At 65.0% G+C, this 16,754-nt stretch carries 17 protein-coding genes; 10 read left to right on the top strand and 7 right to left on the bottom strand.

Annotated elements, in window-relative coordinates; genetic code table 11:
• Positions 1 to 2: 2 nt before the first annotated feature.
• From AC5Y46_RS16765 to AC5Y46_RS16750, 4 genes are read right to left on the bottom strand one after another with little or no spacing between them, the layout of a single operon-like run.
• Positions 3 to 1,706 (bottom strand): nitric oxide reductase activation protein NorD, encoded by a 1,704-nt coding sequence (locus tag AC5Y46_RS16765; RefSeq protein ID WP_499944820.1) that lies wholly within the window; start codon positions 1,704 to 1,706, stop codon positions 3 to 5.
• Positions 1,703 to 2,521 (bottom strand): CbbQ/NirQ/NorQ/GpvN family protein, encoded by an 819-nt coding sequence (locus AC5Y46_RS16760; RefSeq protein ID WP_499944821.1) that lies wholly within the window; start codon positions 2,519 to 2,521, stop codon positions 1,703 to 1,705. The genes AC5Y46_RS16765 and AC5Y46_RS16760 overlap by 4 nt, the downstream gene beginning before the upstream one ends.
• A gap of 1 nt (position 2,522) precedes the next feature.
• Complete coding sequence (locus tag AC5Y46_RS16755; RefSeq protein WP_499944980.1) at positions 2,523 to 3,677, bottom strand: spirocyclase AveC family protein; 1,155 nt, start codon at positions 3,675 to 3,677, stop codon at positions 2,523 to 2,525.
• Positions 3,678 to 3,714: 37 nt separating this feature from the next.
• Positions 3,715 to 4,881, bottom strand: coding sequence for a spirocyclase AveC family protein (locus tag AC5Y46_RS16750; protein ID WP_499944822.1), 1,167 nt, complete (start codon positions 4,879 to 4,881; stop codon positions 3,715 to 3,717).
• A gap of 96 nt (positions 4,882 to 4,977) precedes the next feature.
• Here AC5Y46_RS16750 and AC5Y46_RS16745 point away from each other — a divergent pair, with 96 nt between their 5' ends.
• Positions 4,978 to 5,580, top strand: coding sequence for a TetR/AcrR family transcriptional regulator (locus AC5Y46_RS16745; protein ID WP_499944823.1), 603 nt, complete (start codon positions 4,978 to 4,980; stop codon positions 5,578 to 5,580).
• 104 nt (positions 5,581 to 5,684) lie between these two features.
• Positions 5,685 to 7,817: a hypothetical protein gene (locus AC5Y46_RS16740; RefSeq protein ID WP_499944824.1), complete on the top strand. Its 2,133-nt coding sequence runs from the start codon at positions 5,685 to 5,687 to the stop codon at positions 7,815 to 7,817.
• Positions 7,818 to 7,828: 11 nt separating this feature from the next.
• Here the strand turns inward: AC5Y46_RS16740 and AC5Y46_RS16735 are convergent, their stop codons facing one another.
• Positions 7,829 to 8,494: a TetR/AcrR family transcriptional regulator gene (locus AC5Y46_RS16735; protein WP_499992304.1), complete on the bottom strand. Its 666-nt coding sequence runs from the start codon at positions 8,492 to 8,494 to the stop codon at positions 7,829 to 7,831.
• A gap of 200 nt (positions 8,495 to 8,694) precedes the next feature.
• Here AC5Y46_RS16735 and AC5Y46_RS16730 point away from each other — a divergent pair, with 200 nt between their 5' ends.
• From AC5Y46_RS16730 to AC5Y46_RS16710, 5 genes are all read left to right on the top strand, one after another.
• On the top strand, positions 8,695 to 9,480 hold the full coding sequence (locus AC5Y46_RS16730; protein WP_499992302.1) for a spirocyclase AveC family protein: 786 nt from the start codon (positions 8,695 to 8,697) through the stop codon (positions 9,478 to 9,480).
• Positions 9,481 to 9,483: 3 nt separating this feature from the next.
• Complete coding sequence (locus AC5Y46_RS16725) at positions 9,484 to 10,677, top strand: cytochrome P450 (protein WP_499992299.1); 1,194 nt, start codon at positions 9,484 to 9,486, stop codon at positions 10,675 to 10,677.
• A gap of 76 nt (positions 10,678 to 10,753) precedes the next feature.
• On the top strand, positions 10,754 to 11,206 hold the full coding sequence (locus AC5Y46_RS16720) for a universal stress protein (protein ID WP_499944828.1): 453 nt from the start codon (positions 10,754 to 10,756) through the stop codon (positions 11,204 to 11,206).
• A 116-nt stretch (positions 11,207 to 11,322) separates the two neighbouring features.
• Positions 11,323 to 11,811 (top strand): LppP/LprE family lipoprotein, encoded by a 489-nt coding sequence (locus AC5Y46_RS16715; protein ID WP_499992297.1) that lies wholly within the window; start codon positions 11,323 to 11,325, stop codon positions 11,809 to 11,811.
• 145 nt (positions 11,812 to 11,956) lie between these two features.
• Positions 11,957 to 12,790: a lytic transglycosylase domain-containing protein gene (locus tag AC5Y46_RS16710; protein ID WP_499992295.1), complete on the top strand. Its 834-nt coding sequence runs from the start codon at positions 11,957 to 11,959 to the stop codon at positions 12,788 to 12,790.
• A gap of 27 nt (positions 12,791 to 12,817) precedes the next feature.
• On the opposite strand, the gene AC5Y46_RS16705 is transcribed toward AC5Y46_RS16710, so the two are convergent.
• On the bottom strand, positions 12,818 to 13,042 hold the full coding sequence (locus tag AC5Y46_RS16705) for a hypothetical protein (RefSeq protein WP_499944831.1): 225 nt from the start codon (positions 13,040 to 13,042) through the stop codon (positions 12,818 to 12,820).
• A gap of 114 nt (positions 13,043 to 13,156) precedes the next feature.
• Between AC5Y46_RS16705 and AC5Y46_RS16700 the strand changes: the two genes are divergently transcribed.
• The 3 genes from AC5Y46_RS16700 to AC5Y46_RS16690 are packed head-to-tail and all read left to right on the top strand — an operon-like array spanning position 13,157 to position 15,450.
• Entirely contained in the window at positions 13,157 to 14,059 is a 903-nt protein-coding gene (locus AC5Y46_RS16700; protein ID WP_499992293.1) for an oxygenase MpaB family protein, read from the top strand.
• Between the two features lie 8 nt (positions 14,060 to 14,067).
• Positions 14,068 to 14,361, top strand: a complete 294-nt coding sequence (locus AC5Y46_RS16695; protein ID WP_499992291.1) for a hypothetical protein — start codon at positions 14,068 to 14,070, stop codon at positions 14,359 to 14,361.
• Positions 14,362 to 14,418: 57 nt separating this feature from the next.
• Positions 14,419 to 15,450, top strand: a complete 1,032-nt coding sequence (locus AC5Y46_RS16690) for a TIGR03617 family F420-dependent LLM class oxidoreductase (protein ID WP_499992290.1) — start codon at positions 14,419 to 14,421, stop codon at positions 15,448 to 15,450.
• 85 nt (positions 15,451 to 15,535) lie between these two features.
• On the opposite strand, the gene AC5Y46_RS16685 is transcribed toward AC5Y46_RS16690, so the two are convergent.
• Positions 15,536 to 16,708 (bottom strand): aromatic ring-hydroxylating oxygenase subunit alpha, encoded by a 1,173-nt coding sequence (locus tag AC5Y46_RS16685; protein WP_499992288.1) that lies wholly within the window; start codon positions 16,706 to 16,708, stop codon positions 15,536 to 15,538.
• Positions 16,709 to 16,754 lie beyond the last annotated feature (46 nt).

The following is a 16,754-nucleotide window of genomic DNA, read 5'->3' as shown; positions in this document are numbered from 1 at the left end:
CTTCAATGTCGTGTCCTCGCTGTGGGTTTGGGGGCGGCCAGTTCACGCAGGGACGTCAGGAACAACTCGTCCATGCGCGGGCTGAGGTCAGCCAGCGTCGCCGCGCCGGCGAAACCGGCGGAGCCGAAGACACGCTCCAGCTCATCGGTGGCTGTTCCAGCGCCGATCGAAAGGCAAAGACAGGCAACACCATCGGCGCGAAGCTCCGCCAGTGCCCGATGGGAATCGGCTTCGGCGTAGCGCCCTTCGTAGCCGTGGTCGTACGGGAAACCGTCAGACAGCACCAGCAGCAATTTGTTCGGCGTGCCGGCCTGGGATTTGAGGATCTCACCCGCCCCCCGGATACCGGCGCCCAGGCGCGTATAGCTCTGCGGCTGCAGCTGATTGAGCCGGGCTCGTCCGACGGCGCCGAAACGCTGCCCGAACCCTTTGATGACCGGCAGGTGCACCGAGTGCCGGCCTTCGGAGCGAAACGCATAGACCGCAACCCGGTCGCCGAGTTCCTCCAAGGTGTGGGCCAAGGTGGCGGCGGCGCGACGCTGATGGTCGTGGACGGCGAGTCCGTGCGGATCGGTATCGGTACCGGATCCCGACGCGTCGACCAGGATGAGCACCCCCAGGTTGCGGGCCAACTTGCGACGTTCCTGATACACGTTTTCCGGCGGCGAGTGCCCGGAGCGCAAATCGACGAACAAGTCGATCAACGCCTCGATGTCGAGTTCGTCGCCATCGGGCCGGCCGCGAAGCACCTTGGGCCCCAGGCCCACCCGAGCCAACCGTCGCCGCAGCACCTCGTCGTGGGTGACGGCCGCGTCTTCGACGGCGGCATTGTCTGTCAGCGGAAAGTCGATGACCCGGCACCACCGCGGCCGGTATCGGTTGCGGTGGACGTCCCATTCCGGGTACAGCGCCCCGCCCACACCGACCGCAGCCCCGGGATGGCCGTCGTCGGTGAAGTGGATCCGCGCGGGCAGCGGTCGCGCCTCGGGTCCCACGGTGCGTGCCCGTCGCGCGGAGCGGACCTGCAATTCAGCACCGGCGGCGCCGTTGTCACCGCCACTCGAGGTGCCGAGCAGCTTGCGTAGGTAGTCCGAGACGGTCTTCGAGGCGACCAGTGGATTGTCGAAGAGTTTGAGTATCTTGCTTTCTCGCGGCTTCTCCTCGTCCTCCTCGCCGTCGTCTGCGGGTGAGTCGACGAGGTCGGTTGCCAGCTGCAGTTGCATGTCGGTGGGTCGCGCCCCGGGTGCGCTAGATGCTGCCAGCAGCTGGGCGGGTCTGAGGACTCCGAACCACGGCGGCGGGTCGCCGACTTTGCCTCGACCCGTGGCCTTTTCGAGTGACTCCTCGGCGCTGGCGGTGCGGGGATCCATGTCGAGGCCCACCCGTCGGGCAAGCGGGAGACTCTCGGAGAGGGCGGTGAGCACCCGGCAACCCTCCAGCGCCAGATAGCGGCGCGCCGCCGCTGGCCGCGCCCGCAGCGGTTTGATCAGCCGCGGGTTCAAGCTGCCCGCGCCGAGCAGCGCGCTCTGCAGCAGCACCTCGCGGCGTTGATCGGCGACGGGACGTCCGGCAGAGACGAAGACGATCCGCCCGTTGGTGTGCGGAGCGGCACCGGATGTCGCCTCGGCAACATCGACGGCCCTGCCCGCCACGAAGGTAGCCAGCAACCGGAACCGGTTCAGCTCCTTGACAGTTGACTCTGTCACGGTGTGGGCAGCACGGCCTCGACGAGTTCCCCGAGGGCGCGGATCACGTCGCGGTCATCGGAAAGGACACGAACGACTGCCGACTCGACCGCGCTGCGCAGGCTCAGCCCCTCTGCGACGAGGCCGCCGGCCAGTATCAGCATCCGGGTCGAGGACACTTCACCCAGTGGGGACCCGTCCAGGTTCCTGATCGCGTTGCCGAGCCGGACCAGGGTGCGTGCGGTCGCGAAGTCGATACCCGCCTCATAGGCAACGACTTCCGTCTCGATCTCGGCCGGCGGGAAATCCAGCTCGATCGCGACGAAGCGCTGCCGAGTCGACTCCTTGATGTTCTTCAGGACGCTCTGATAGCCGGGGTTGTAGGAGATCACGAGCTGAAACCCGGGTGCCGCGCGCAATGTGGTGCCGAGCCGATCGACTGGAAGCTCACGGCGATGGTCGGCCAGCGGGTGGATGACCACCGTCGTGTCCTGTCGCGCCTCCACCACCTCGTCCAGATAGCAGATTGCGCCTTCGCGTACGGCTCGCGTCAGGGGCCCGTCCACCCAGACCGTTTCGCCGCCCTTGAGCAGGAAGCGTCCCACCAGATCGGCCGACGTCATGTCCTCGTGGCCGGCGACGGTGATCAGGTCGCGTCCGAGTTCGTGCGCCATAGCCTCCACGAACCGGGTCTTTCCGCATCCGGTCGGCCCCTTGAGCAGCACCGGCAGACCGCGGCGCGCGGCGGCACGGAACACCTGTGCTTCGTCGCCGACTGCACGGTAAAACGGCGCGGTGCGATCAGTTTCAACGGCGGGCACACTGTTGGTCAGCAAGTCACTTTCCCCGTTCCACCGAAACGGTCTTCGGTAATTCCACCCCGGGCGGCAGGACCAGCTTGCCGTCGGTGTTGATGTAGCCGGAACCATTGCGCGGCATCGGAAGTGACGGATCCGGGCACGGCCGATCGGTTCCGTCCCCGCAGATGCCCATCAAGAAATAAGACCGTTTCAGTACGTCATCGGGCCAAGGCTCGGCGTGCATGGCGAACCATTGCGCCGGCAGGTTGTAGAACACGAAGAAGAACGCGCTGCACGCGGCGAAGATCGCCAGGAAGCGGGTGACCTGCTGTCTGACGACCCCGCCCCGGATGCGTTCGAGACCCCGCTCGACGAATGTCCGGCCCCGGTCGTCGGTGAAGTAGCGCAGACAACACAGTCCCGCCTGTACACCTCCCCACATCAGTCCTTCGTAGAGCGGCCACTGATAGTAGGTGCCCGCGTTGATCGACCAGGCCCGGATGGCGCCGGGATAGGTGAACAGCCCCATCGGCATCAAGAACAAGCCCTCGATGACCAGGTCGAAGAAGAACGCCCACACCACGACAACGCCGATCAGACCGAGGGTGCTGACATTGGGCCAGCGCGCCTTGACCTTTCGCATCACCCAGCAACCAAGCATCGTGCACAGCAGAACAAACGAGTAACCCGGTGCGTTCATCAGCAACGGTTCGGCCATCATCCGGCCCGGTTCGCCGAATGACTGCCAGCCGGGCACGTTCAGCACCCAGGAGCCGCGATTGAGCATCCAGGTGTTGTACGTGCTCCAGGTGTTGAAGTAGTTCAGCAACGGATCCTGGAAGAAGATCAGGCCGCAGGCCACGAACAGCATGCCGTCCAGGGTGATCCGCCGCTCGCGCCGCCAGGGTCGGATGAGGAAATGCCAGATGGCCACCGGATAACCGATGACGATGACGCCGGTCCAGGTAAGAAGAATCGCCTTCATGAACGTCGGCGGGTCGCTCGGACCGGTAGGCACTCGCTCGAAGTTCGGTCCGCTGATCCAGCTGATCCAGACGAACAACTGGAAAGCCAGAATCACTCCGCCGACGATCGCCCAACCCCGGACGGGCCCGGAGGGGCGCTTCGCCTGCGTACCGAGCGCGGTGGCTCCGCCGAGCCGCTCGGTGACGACGGGCGCATGATGGTTCATCAGTTCACTCACGAAACAGACTCCTGGATAGTCAAACTCACTTACCCCGTTCGACCGGGACCGTCTTGGGCAGCTCTACGCCGGGTGGAAGGACCAGCCTGCCTTCGTTATTCACGTAGCCGGAGCCCTTGCGGGGCATCGGCAGCGCAGGGTCGGGGCAGGGTTGGGTCGTCCCGTCGCCGCACGTTCCGCCGAGAAAGTACGAGCGCTTCAGCACGTCCTGCGGCCACGGGTCGGCGTGCAGGCCCATCCACTGCGCGGGAACGTTGTAGAAGAAGAAAAAGCACGCGCTGACCGCGGCGAAGATGGCCAGGAAACGGGTGAACTCGCGTGCCGCGAATCCGCCTCGCAGTTGGTCGATTCCGCGTTCGACGACGGTACGGCCGCGGTCGTCGGTGAAGTAGCGCAGACAGCACAGCCCCGCCTGGACGCCACCCCACATCAGCCCCTCGTAGACCGGCCATTGATAGTAGTGGCCGGCGTTGATCGAAACTGCCCGCATCGCACCGGGATAGGTGAACAGGCCGGTCGGCAGCAGCAGGCAACCCTCCATCACGAAATCCAGGACGAAGGTGAAAAGGTATGTGACGCCGATCAATCGGATGTTGCTGATGTTCGGCCACCGCGCCTTGACTTTGCGCATCACCCAACACCCGAGGATGGTGATCAGCAGCACCCCGTATGCGTAACCCGGCGCATTGGTCAACAATGGTTCGGCGACCTGACGGCCCGGTTCCTCCGGTGACATCCAGCCCGGTATGTGCGACGACCACGACCCGCGGTTGAACAGCCAGGTGTTGTAGGTGCACCAGGTGTTGAAGTAGTTGAGCAGCGGATCCTGGAAGAACATCAGCCCCATCGAGGCGAACAGCATGCCGTCGAGCGTGATACGGCGCTCGCGCCGCCACGGTCTGACGATGAACCACCACACGGCAAACGGCAGACCGGCCCAGAGCACGATCGCGTTCGCCATCAGCGGCACCTTCATGAACAGCGGCGGCTCCGTCGGCCCGGCCGGGACGCGCTGGAAGTAGGGGCCGGTGATCCACCGAATCCACACATAGACCTGCAGGGCAAGCACCGCGCCGCCGGCAACGGCCCAGATCCGCACCCGCTGGGACGGATTTTGCGCACCGAGGCCGGCCACCTTGCCGGCTGACTCGGTGACGACCGGCCGCTCCTGCTGCCTGAGCGGTTTGCTCACGATGAAGTCCCCCTTGGTGACTGACCTTCGGCAATATACCAACGAGTATCTGGATGAACAATGAGCTTCTCAGATCCCTGTGGCACAATCGGCCGCATGCCGGAGCGCTGGACGCGGGAGCGACGACTCGAACACACCCGCTCGCTGCTGCTGGATGCCGCCGAGGATGTCTTCGCCGAAAAGGGCTTCACCGCAGCAACTCTCGACGACATCGCCTACGCTGCCGGATACACCAAGGGCGCCATCTACAAGCACTTCGCCACCAAGGAAGATCTGTTCCTGGCGGTCAGCGACCGCTATTGGCGGCGCTATTTCGACAACTTCGCCGAGGTGATGTCGACCGCGACGCACATCGGTGCCCGCGAACTCGACGAGATCGCCGATCGCTGGCGGCAGCTGAGCCGCGACCGCGGCGCCGAGCACGCCGCGCTCGGGCACGAGTTCACGCTCTATCTGCTGCGCAACGCCGAAGCGCGCGAGCGGGTGTCCGCCAAACGTGCGGAGGTCGTGGAGGCGCTGGGCAAATTCGTCGTGGAGGGCATCGACCGGCTCGGGGGAGCGTTGCTGATTCCGCCGTTGACGTTCGCGCACATCCTGGTGGCCACCACGGACTCGGTGATGCTGGGCACTCAACTCGACGACGTCGACCTGTTCCGGCCGATGCTGGAGATGTACGTGTCGGTGATCAAGCTGCCCTGACCTCCGGCAGTGCGTCCCGGACTCGGGACACGACTCAATACGGGTCGATGTGGGTACTAGAACCGCAAACCACCCTCACCGCCGGCACGTATTGAGAGGTCGACATGCAGCGCCCTGACACGATCATCGAAATCCATCGTGAACGCGTCCAGGATCAGACCGCCGAGATGGTCGGCGGTGACAAGTACACCGAGTCCGTCGACGGCACCGGCTACTCCGCGACGGCCACGCTGGACCTCACGCTGGACCGCGTCTGGTTCATCCTCGATTCGCACGAGCGGCCGTGGCAGGAAGAGATCGACGGCGAAACCCGAGACCCGTTGCGGCACTTCGCGATCGACTTGGCAATCTTCGATTCGAAGATCGTCATCGACTCGGTGACCTGCATCCCGCTGGTGCAACTGCCACCGGCGACGGTCACCATCCCGGACGGCCCGCGCGAGGGTGAGTCGCGCGAAATCGCCTACAACGAGATTCCGTTGTTCGGACGGTTGACGGTGCACGATCAACTCGAGCCGCACGAAATCGAACCGGGCAAGCAGACGGTGGTGCTGAACCTGACCGAGCAGGACGCTCCCGTCCTGGTGGCCGGTCCGCCGCCGGACGAATACACCGGCCGTCTGTTCGGCTCACACCTCGAGCGCCGCGAGGATGGTCATACCGTCTTCGCCGGCCAAGACCCGCGGGTCAGCTGGGAACTCGACTATGCCGAGGCGTACTGGATCACGCACAGCATTGCCGGGCAACTGCTGGTCAACCTGGAGCGAGTGCAGCACCCCACTACTTCCGACGACGAATTGCGGACCCGGGTGCTCGACTCCCTGGCCGCGCAAATCGCCGATGCCGTGCGTCCCAAACTCGCCGAGGAGGGCGAGGGCGGCATCGTGAACATCATGCCCACACCGGTCGACATCGACCCGGACGCGCAGGACGACTCCACCTTCAAAGACCTCGACGCCGTCGTGCAGCGTTTCGAGATCGGGGAGGACACCCACGAGTCGCTGGTGATCCAGCTCAAGACGCTGCGCGAGTTGCCGACGGGCGAAGAGTTGCCCGCGTCGATACTGGCCGAAAACCCGCGTGAGAAAGCAGGATTGGCCGTCACCGGGTGGAGCATCCTGCGCCAGGTCCGGGACACCGTGATGAAGAACTTCGGCCTGGAGGAAAGCGACTTCGTGGCCGAGGTGCCCTGTGTGCTCAACGGTCCCAAGACCGTCAACATCGGCGGCGACGATCGCTGCCTGGACGCCATTGCCGCCGATATCCTGCCGCGCACTGAAGAAGGCCGGTTGGTCATCGACGGCACCGTCAGCGCGGACACGAAGCTCTACGATTTCAAGGCGAATTTCAAGGTCACCTACGAAATGGGTCTCGACGACATACCGCGCGATCCCGACCCCAGCGAGGCACACTACGCCGACCTGGAAACCGTCGAGGCTCTCGAGCGTTCGTTGAGCGCAGCCGGCGACAAGAAGCGCGCCGGTGAACTCGACGAGCAGGACTACGAGGCGATAGTCAAGCACGTCAGCGACCAGTTCGAGGCGCTGCCCCGCACGGTCGGAGTGCGTCCGACGCAGAATCCGCCCGAGCCCGAGGTGAACGCGGAATTCGGGCTGACATTGGCCGGCAAGGCCGCGACGGCGGCCGGCGCGGCGGCCGTGGTCGGTCTGCTCGCGCTGCCCGTGACGTGGGCCGTGGGGGCGGGGGTGGGCGCCAGCGCCGGAAGCGTGCTGACGCTGGCGATCGTGCAGTACATCGGCACGTTGCTGACCATCGACTGGTTCGGCGCCGGACTGGGGTCGCGCCAGGTCAAGAAGTCGCTGAACGACCGCCCGGAGGGGACGTTGCTGCCCCCGCTCGGAATCCCGGTGGACGCCAATCTGAATCGTCAGCGCCTCGCGGTCTACTTCCGTCCGGTCCCGGCGAAGCTCTGGGTCGATTGCGTCAATATCAAGTCCGACGAACACGACAGCGACCGCGAGGAGATCCGGGTGGTCGGAGGCCGGTGGCCCAGCGATGGCCAGCCCTGGAAGCTGTCCAACGACGACGCGATCCTGTTCGCGGATTCCGGTGAGTTGGAGCTTTTCGTCACCCCGGACAACGCGGCGGGCGACGATCTGCAGATCAGCGTCGCCACCACCGCGGACGGACAGCGCATCCTGCGGACGACGGGGGAGGGGCCGGGCGCGCTGCACCGGCTTCCGCGGTGCGACGGGCCGGCCGAGGAGCCGGCGTAGCAGATTGGAGGTCAGTCGTTGCGGTGCAGGAACCCGTGCAGAGTCGCCTGGACGAGTTCGTCGACGATGACTTCCCGGGAAGGTTGTCTCTCGCCGAAGTAGGTCGACCGCAACGCGACCATGCCGACGATCATCGCCACCGTGGAGTGCGCGGGCAGGTCGGGCTGGCTGGAGCGAAAACCGCGTAACTGCATGCCTTCTGCGCTGATCCCACCGAGCACCGCGAGCGCCCTGCGGATGTCGTCCATCCCGGTGCCGGCGATCTCGTCTCGACTGAAACTTTCCGAAGCCAACAGCGTCAACAACAGTCCGCGATGTTCCACCAGCACGTCGTAGAGCTGTCCGACGAAAAGGCGTGCCAATTCCTCTTCTTCGGTCTCCTCGGGGATGATCGATTGCCACGTCCGCCCGAATTCGTCGACGAAGTTCGTGAACGGAACGACGAGCGCTTCCCGGAACAACCCGGCCTTGGATCCGAAGTTGCGGAAGAGCAGGTATTCGCTGACTTCGGCGGCCTCGGCGATCTCACGCGTGGTGGTGCTGCGGTAGTCCTGGCGCCCGAACAGCTCACGGGCGGCGTCGAGCAGCAACCTGCGGGGCTCGCCTCGTGGCCGCCGGAGCGGTTGAACGGACGCTTCGGCCGCCGGCTTCTTCTTGGGCGCCGGTCGCGGGGACACGATTTCCCACGATAGTCCCTTGACCTTCCACTTAGAATAGTGTGCACTATTCAACGTCGGATTGTTCCCTGACGAAGGGGCGCGGACGTGGGCGCAGTCATCATGCTTGGCACGCTGTTCGGGTTGATCGTCCTGATTTTCGGGCTGGTCTATTACTTCGATCCCGAAGCGCGTGGCGGCGGCCGGGACGAGCCGGTCCAGTGAGCGGCGAACTGACGCCGCTGCTCACCGGAGCGGTCATCTTCGGCTGGGGAAGCGGCATCGCGTTCACCGCTGCGGGTGTGTATTTGAGCGTCCGCCAACGCCGGTTGCACCCGCTGCTTCTGCTGTGTATCTCGGCGATCTCGTTCTCCTGGATCGAGGCGCCCTACGACTGGGCGATGTATGCGCAGTTCCCGCCGGCGCTGCCGCGGATGCCGTCGTGGTGGCCGCTGAACATGACCTGGGGTGGGTTGCCGTCGTCCGTGCCGCTGGGCTACATCGGGTATTTCTGCTTGCCCGCCGTGATCGGCGCGGCACTCGGGCAACGGGCGGCCGCGCGGTTCGGTTGGCGCCGGCCGTTTGCGCTCCTCGGCGCCGGCTTCGTGGTTGGCTTCTGTTGGGCGTTTGCCTTCAACGCGTTCCTGGGCGCCCGGTTGGGCGTCTTCCACTACGCCTACGTGATTCCCGGGCTTGCGGTGTTCGAAGGCACCAAGCACCAGTACCCGATCTACGATTCCATCGCCCTGGGCGTACAGATGATGGTCTTCGCTTATCTGCTCGGACGCACGGATTCCTTCGGGCGCAACGTCATCGAGATGTGGGCGGAGTCGAAGACGAAGAGCCGGGTCAAGTCGTCACTGCTGTCCATCGGCGCCGTCGTCCTGATCGGAAACCTGCTCTACGGCGCGGTCTTTGCGCCCCATCTGATAACCATGCTGAACGGCTATGTGACCTCGGGACCCGACGAGCAGCTGTTCCCCGGCGTACCGAATCAACCCAAGTGAGCCATGAGCCAACAAACCACGCAGCTTTACTACGACCCGTTCGACTATGACATCGACGACGATCCGTACCCGGTGTGGAAGCGGATGCGCGCGGAAGCGCCGCTGTATTTCAACGACAGGTACAACTTCTACGCGCTGAGCCGCTACCAGGATGTGGCTCCGGCACTGCATGATTGGCAGACCTACCGGTCGGGACGGGGCACCACCGCCGACATCTTGTTCAGCGGCCTCGAGGTACCGCCGGGCATCCTGCTGTTCGAGGATCCGCCGCTGCACGATCTGCACCGAAAGCTGCTGTCCAGGGTGTTCACCCCGCGCCGGATGCTGGCCGTCGAAGACCTGGTGCGTGAATCATGCTCGCGCGCACTGGATCCGCTGCGCGACCTGGACGGCTTCGACTTCGTCGCCGATCTCGGCGCGATCATGCCGATGCGCACCATCGGCTACCTGTTGGGCATCCCGGAGGAGGGGCAGCAGGAGATCCGCGACCGCAACGACAAGAGCATCACGGTCGGCGCGGAGCAAGGCGACATCAGCGCCACCATCTTCCAGGATTCGATCGCGCTGTTCGCCGAGTACATCGAGTGGCGCGCCCAGCACCCGTCCGACGATTTGATGACCGAACTACTCAACGCCGAGGTAGAGGAACAAGACGGATCCCGGCGCCGACTCGACCGTACCGAAGTCCTCGCCTATACCGCGATGATCGCCGGCGCCGGCAACGAAACCACCGCCCGGCTCATCGGATTCATGGGTCAGCTGCTGGGCGAGCATCCAGCACAACGCCACGAATTGGTCGCCGATCCCTCGTTGATCCCCGGCGCGGTGGAGGAGACCCTGCGCTACGAGCCGCCTTCCCCGGTGCAGGCACGTTACGTCGCCGCCGACGTCGAGTTGTACGGGCAGACCGTCGCCGAAGGGTCGTACATGCTGCTGCTCAACGGGTCCGCCAACCGCGACGAGACGAAGTTCGTCGAACCCGACCGCTACGACATCCACCGCAAGGGTGGTCATCTCAGTTTCGGACAGGGACTGCATTTCTGCCTCGGTTCGGCACTGGCACGTCTGGAGGGGCGGGTCGCTTTCGAAGAGGTCCTGAAGCGATGGACAGACTGGGAAGTCGACTACGACAACGCAATTCGGGCCCGGACGTCCAGTGTGCGGGGATGGGCGCGACTGCCGGTCAGGACGACTTGACCGAGCCGCCGGAACGAACTTGTTTCGTTTCTCCCGCGATTGGTTAGCCAACGGTCACACCTTCGGGAGGTATGCAATGAGCGATTACAAAGTCGTGCTGGTAGGTACCGACGGATCCGACACGTCCCTTCGCGCCGTCGATCGCGCCGCGAAGATCGCCGCCGAATCGGGTGCCAAGCTGATCGTGGCGTCGGCGTTCGTGGACGACGACGACCGCGGCGGCGGTCCGGATCCCGACCAGGCGCGCGACGAGAAGTACCGCACCCAGGGCAACGCGCCGGTGTACGACTTGCTTCGCAAAGCCGCTGACCGGGCGCGCGACGCCGGCGCCACCGACGTCGAGGAACGCGCCGTCGAAGGGGCGCCGGTGGATGCGCTGCTGGAACTGGCCGACGATTCGAAGGCCGACTTGATCGTGGTGGGCGACGTTGGGGCCAATTCGCTGGTCGGGCGTGTCGTCGGTTCGGTGTCCAAAGCCGTCTCCAAGCGCGCGCAGACCGAGGTGCTGGTGGTGGAGACCGAAGACTGAGGTCAATTCCCGGGGACCCATAGGGTCACTTCTTCGAAACAATGTCGCCACAGTCCTACCCGCCAGCAGAAGGCGGGGCGACGATGAGTGGCAGCCAACAGGGAGGCAATGTTTCGATGCGAATGGTTGTCCTGGCCATGCTTGTCGCCGCTCTCAGCGTGCTCAATCCACTGACCGCGCCCGCCTACGCCGAACCGACATGCGGGGTCAATCTTGCTGCGCCGGAGATTCAGACGGCGGTCAAATCGCTGCCGGTGCTACCGGACAACTCGGCCTGGGATACCAACACCCACAGCTTCGACCCGAGCAGCAATTACAACCCGTGCACCACGCTGTCGACGGTGATCATCACCGTCCTGGGCGCTACCGGAAGCTCGCCTGACCTCGCCCTGCTGTTCCACAAGGGCGCGTTCGCCGGTGTCGCCACCGCGAAGGCATTCCCGTTCACGTCGTTGAACACCGCCAAGACCACCGACGACACGGTCGCCCTGGACTACAAAGACGGCCGCAACGTCTGCACCGCATGCCCCGGCCCGATCACCACCACGCGTTACCAGTGGCAGGGCAGCCGCGTCGTCGCGCTGGACGCCGAACCGACCTGGTGACGCCGCACGCTTGGACAAATGGTGCGCGGCGGACAAGATGTATCCCATGCACGTTGCACAGCCACACCGTAACCGCCGACGCCCGTCTCCCGGTTCGGTCCTGAGAGCCAGCGTAACCCGTTGTGCTGCAATGCTATTGGCGGGCATGGCCGGCCTGGGACTGTTGGTCGGGCCGCAATCGGCAAACGCCGCACCGCGGCCCGCGGCGCCGGCACTGGCCTCCGACCCCGCGCTGCTGGCCCGGGATCTGGTGGCCGACGAGCAGGCGCTGCGCGACCCGTCGTCGTCGGAGGCCGTTCTGCAGGCCGCCGCACTGCGCCAACAGGCCGCCTACCGCGCCATCGGGCGCCACCCGGAGTGGGAGTCGACCGTGCGCCCGATCATTCCGGCGTCGCTCACCGCGACCTACGACCTCAATGTCGACGCCCGCCACCACCTGCAGGCGCTGAACGCCGGCGAGGCGAAGCCCACGCTGCCCGCGTGGCGGATAGATGCGCCGGCTTCCACCGGCGAGCTGCTGGGTTACTACCGTGCCGCCGAGGCGGCCAGCGGCGTCGGCTGGAACTACCTGGCGGCGATCAATATGGTCGAGACCGCGTTCGGTCGCATCTCCGGGGTGAGCACTGCCGGCGCCCAGGGGCCGATGCAGTTCCTGCCGTCGACGTTCGCCAGCTACGGCGAGGGCGGCGACATCCGCTCACCACGCGACAGCATCATGGCGGCTGGTCGCATGCTCGCGGCAAACGGGTTCGCCGGAAACCGCGACGGCGCCATCTACAGCTACAACCATTCGAGCCACTATGTCGGAGCGGTCAACGATTACGCCGCGGCGATCGGCGGCGATCCGGCGGCATTCGCGGCCTATCACCGTTGGGATGTCTACTATCTGACCACCTCGGGCGACGTGTTGCTGCCGGTCGGTTACGCCGCGTCCGAACGCATCCCGGTGGCGGACTACCTGGCTTCACACCCCCAGTAGCCACGCCTGCGCTGTCGTCCAGCGCACTCAGGTCATGCACACATTGGAAAACACCAGCACCGGCCACGACACGATGGAACCCAGAAATGACACCACCAGGTCGGCGCCGTGCAATCGGTGCAGATGCGTGGTGTGCGTCAACGACCAGACGAGTCCCACGATGAAATACGGGACGCCCACGATCACCGCGAGGCCGATCAGTTCGGCGATGGTCATCCGGTAATCGAGCAGGTTGCGAAGTTTGGTGAGCATCACCGCTATGTTAACTGCAATTCCGCACAATCGTTGCCCAGCACGGTCGGTTGTGAGAATCTGGCGATACCTGCTGAGCGCGGGTTTGACGCGATGAAAGCTAGGGTTGAGTTAATGACTGTTTCGCCAGAGCCGTCGGTTCTCCGTTCGGCGTTGACCCTCGAGCGCACCCGCATCCAGGTCACCCGGCAAACGGCGCGCTGGACCGACGCACCAGTCGACGTGCGCCATGCGATGGACTTCTGGTCGTTCGCGGCCGGCGCGGCGAATGTGATCATGCAGCTGTCGCGGCCCGGCGTGGGTTACGGCGTGGTGGAATCGAAGGTCGATTCCGGCAACCTGCTCAAGCACCCCTGGAAACGGGCCCGCACCACGTTTCAATACCTGGCCGTCGCCGTGTTCGGAAACGAGCGGGACCGGGCCGCATTCCGCGACGCCGTCGACGGCGCGCACCGGCACGTCAGGTCCGCGCCCGAGAGCCCGGTCCGCTACAACGCCTTCGACCGCAACCTGCAGCTGTGGGTGGCCGCGTGCTTGTTCGTCGGGTTGGAAGACACCTATCAACTGCTGCGCGGGCCGATGAACGACGAGCAGGCCGAACAGTTCTACCGCTCCGCGTGGCCATTGGGCACCACCCTGCAAGTACTCGAAGAGCAATGGCCACCGACTCGGAAAGCGTTCGACGACTACTGGATTGACGCCTGCGCACAAGTCGAGATCGACGAGACGGTAGGCGCTTATCTGCACGACCTGATCGAGCTGCGGATGATCAACCCGTTGTTGCGGTTGCCGTTTCGTCATTTGCTGAAGTTTCTGACGGCCGGGTTCCTGGCGCCGGTCTTCCGTGAGGCCCTCGGGGTGTCGTGGAGTGAGGCCAAGCAGCGCCGCTTCGAAATGCTGTTCCTGCTGGTGGCTTTCGTCAACCGCTTTCTGCCGCCGTTCATCCGGCAGGGTGGCAGTCACGTGCTGCTCGCCGACGTACGCCACCGCGTTCGGCGCGGGCGCCCGTTGATCTGAGGACACCGATGACGGAACCCAACGGCGGTATCGACCGAGTCGAGCGCGGTCTGAACGGGCTGCGGCGACTCCTGGAGCACCGGGTCAGCATCGCGGCGCTGATCGAAGTCGCGGTATGGCTGGCGCTTCCCTATCTGTGCATCGGCCTGGTGTGGGCATTCCTGCACGAGAGCCAGGTCGAGCGAATCGAGACACGGCTGGCCACGGTGCTGCCGGTCGACGCCAACATCGTGGCCTTCGGGGTGGTGACCCTGTTCTGGCCGGCCTCGATTCAGCTGGCGAACGCCTGCCCGACGCGCTGACGGCACCGCGGGCAGCCATACTTGCGACGGTCTCGATCGCAAGGAGTGCGGTATCAGGTGAAAGTACATCTGCAAGTCGAAGGCGCACCGGACAAGGTGCGGGACAGCGTGCGGCAAATCGCCGAACTGGGAGCCGACGGCCTGTTCACCTTCGAGGGACCCCACGACGTGTTCTTCCCGCTGGTCGTCGCAGCGGGCGAGAGCGACCTGGAACTGATGACCAACGTGGCGATCGGCGGGCCGCGCAGCCCGATGCATCTCGCGCACTCCGCCTACGATCTGCAGGTCTACAGCCACGGCCGCTTTCGGCTCGGACTGGGCTCGCAGATCAGGGTGCACATCGAGAAGCGCTACGGTGCGCAATGGGGCAGACCGGCAAGCCGGACGGCCGAGCAGGTGGCCGCGCTCAAAGCGATCTTCGCGGCCTGGGAAGGTCAGGCGCCGTTGAAGTTTCGGGGCGAGTTCTACACCCACACGTTGATGCCGCCCAACTTCAATCCCGGCCCCAACCCGTACGGCCCCCCGCCGGTGTTGATGGGCGCCCTCGGACCGGTGATGACCCGCAAGGCCGCCGAAGTGGCCGACGGACTGCTGGTGATGCCGTTCAACAGTGCGCGCCACCTCGCGCAGCGGACCGAGCCCGCAATCGCCGACGGTCTCAGCGCATCCGGGCGCTCGCGAGCCGACCTGCAGGTGATCGCGCAGGCCATGGTCGCCGTCGGAAGCAACGAAGCGCAACTGGCCGCCGCAATCCAAGGGGTGTCAACGCTGATCGCGTTCTACGGGTCGACGCCCAACTACCGCCCGGTGCTCGAGGTCGAGGGCTGGGAAGATCTGCAACCACGCCTGAATGCCTTGTCCAAGACGGGTGACTACCCCGCCATGCGGGCGCTGATCACCGAGGAGATGGTGCGTACCATCGGCATCGTCGGCAGCCCGGCACAGTGCGTTGCCGAGATCGAGAATCGTTTTGGTGCAATGGCTTCCGACGTCTGCTGTTATTTTCCGGGTTATGCGCCCACCGACGACGACCTCGCCGAGCTGGTGCGTGGGCTGCACGGCGCCGAGCGTCGCCGCGAACAACCGTAGTTTGTGACCGGCGGCAGGTCGCACACGGCCCGCGACCGCAGTCAGGACCTGCATCGCGGTCCCGACGTTGACCGACGTGACGCAACTACTGCAGCGCAACCCCGAGTTCGTCGGCGAAGACGCGGATCATGTGCTGTACGCCAATCTCGTTGCGGCCGATAATCATATGGTCGTGCTGGGCATGGCGCACGCCTTCACCACACTGGGGCAGCATCGCGAAGTCCTCGTCACGGACTGCGGCGTGGACGGCCTCGTAGATCGCGTCGTAGTTGGTCCGCATCTCGTCGTTGGTCGCCGGGACGCGTCCCATCCAGCTGTGCCGCACCGTGCACCGGGTGGGGTCGCCGGCCGGCAGGATGTCGATGATCTCGACGCCCACCGGGCTGTTGGCCAGGATCAGATTCGGATACACCCAGAAGATCACGCCCATGTTCGACAGCGGGTCTCGGGCGGCGGCAGCGTCGTTGTGCACGTTGGTGATCCAGGTGAACGGGAAACCGATCCGGTGGTGCCTGCCGAACGAGTCGTAGACCGAGGTGTTGGCCAGGGTGTTCTGCCCGATCAGGCTCTCGCCGTGCACGAACGGGAAGTGATATCCCTCGGCGAAGGCCTCCAACGCACCTTTCCAGGACACCTCGGAGACGAATTCACGCTCGGTGTGGTACCCGAACGAAGAGTAGTTCATCGACTCCAGCTCGGCACCCAGCGATCCCAGATGGGCTGCGACATCAATGCTTTCGCCGGCTGTTAGCACGGCCCAAACGAAACCGTGGCGCTCCTCGGAGGGCAACTCGACCAGACCGTAGTCGGCGAAATTCATCGAGTCGAATCCGATCCTGCCCGGCACCATGAACAGCTCGCCGGTGTTCTTGTAGGTCCACGCGTGATACGGACACACGAACCGCGAAGCGTTTCCGGAACCGCAGGCTGGTTTGGCCCCGCGATGGCGGCAGTAGTTGAGGAAGACGTGACTCGTCCCGGTGCGGTCACGGGTCACCAGCAGCGAATCGCCCAGCACCGAGCGGACCACGAAGTCGTTGCGTTGCGGCAGTTGCGCCGAGGGCACGATCGCCAGGGGTACCCGGCGCAGGATCTGTGACTCCTCGAGTTCGGTGAGCTTCGGGTCGCGGTAGTAGTGCAGCGGCACGCGGAGTTCACGCTCGGCCATGTCGGTGGTCTTGTCGAGCGCGTGTCGCAGGGCACGCAGGGTCAGGGCTTCGTCGTGGCTGCCGACCGGCACGTTCAAGGTGGCTGTCATCGGGATCTCCTGGAAGGGGCTGCGCACTTGACCATACAGGACGATT

This window comes from Mycobacterium sp. NGS59 (assembly GCF_059812345.1).
This window is presented reverse-complemented; position numbering and strand designations above follow the sequence as displayed.

Excerpts from the sequence above, each read along its gene's own strand:
- AC5Y46_RS16755 (WP_499944980.1), bottom strand. The coding sequence starts at position 3,677 with ATGAACCATCATGCGCCCGTCGTCACCGAGCGGCTCGGCGGAGCCACC.
- AC5Y46_RS16745 (WP_499944823.1), top strand. The coding sequence starts at position 4,978 with ATGCCGGAGCGCTGGACGCGGGAGCGACGACTCGAACACACCCGCTCG.
- AC5Y46_RS16740 (WP_499944824.1), top strand. The coding sequence starts at position 5,685 with ATGCAGCGCCCTGACACGATCATCGAAATCCATCGTGAACGCGTCCAG.
- AC5Y46_RS16725 (WP_499992299.1), top strand. The coding sequence starts at position 9,484 with ATGAGCCAACAAACCACGCAGCTTTACTACGACCCGTTCGACTATGAC.
- AC5Y46_RS16720 (WP_499944828.1), top strand. The coding sequence starts at position 10,754 with ATGAGCGATTACAAAGTCGTGCTGGTAGGTACCGACGGATCCGACACG.
- AC5Y46_RS16715 (WP_499992297.1), top strand. The coding sequence starts at position 11,323 with ATGCGAATGGTTGTCCTGGCCATGCTTGTCGCCGCTCTCAGCGTGCTC.
- AC5Y46_RS16710 (WP_499992295.1), top strand. The coding sequence starts at position 11,957 with ATGGCCGGCCTGGGACTGTTGGTCGGGCCGCAATCGGCAAACGCCGCA.
- AC5Y46_RS16705 (WP_499944831.1), bottom strand. The coding sequence starts at position 13,042 with ATGCTCACCAAACTTCGCAACCTGCTCGATTACCGGATGACCATCGCC.
- AC5Y46_RS16700 (WP_499992293.1), top strand. The coding sequence starts at position 13,157 with ATGACTGTTTCGCCAGAGCCGTCGGTTCTCCGTTCGGCGTTGACCCTC.
- AC5Y46_RS16695 (WP_499992291.1), top strand. The coding sequence starts at position 14,068 with ATGACGGAACCCAACGGCGGTATCGACCGAGTCGAGCGCGGTCTGAAC.
- AC5Y46_RS16685 (WP_499992288.1), bottom strand. The coding sequence starts at position 16,708 with ATGACAGCCACCTTGAACGTGCCGGTCGGCAGCCACGACGAAGCCCTG.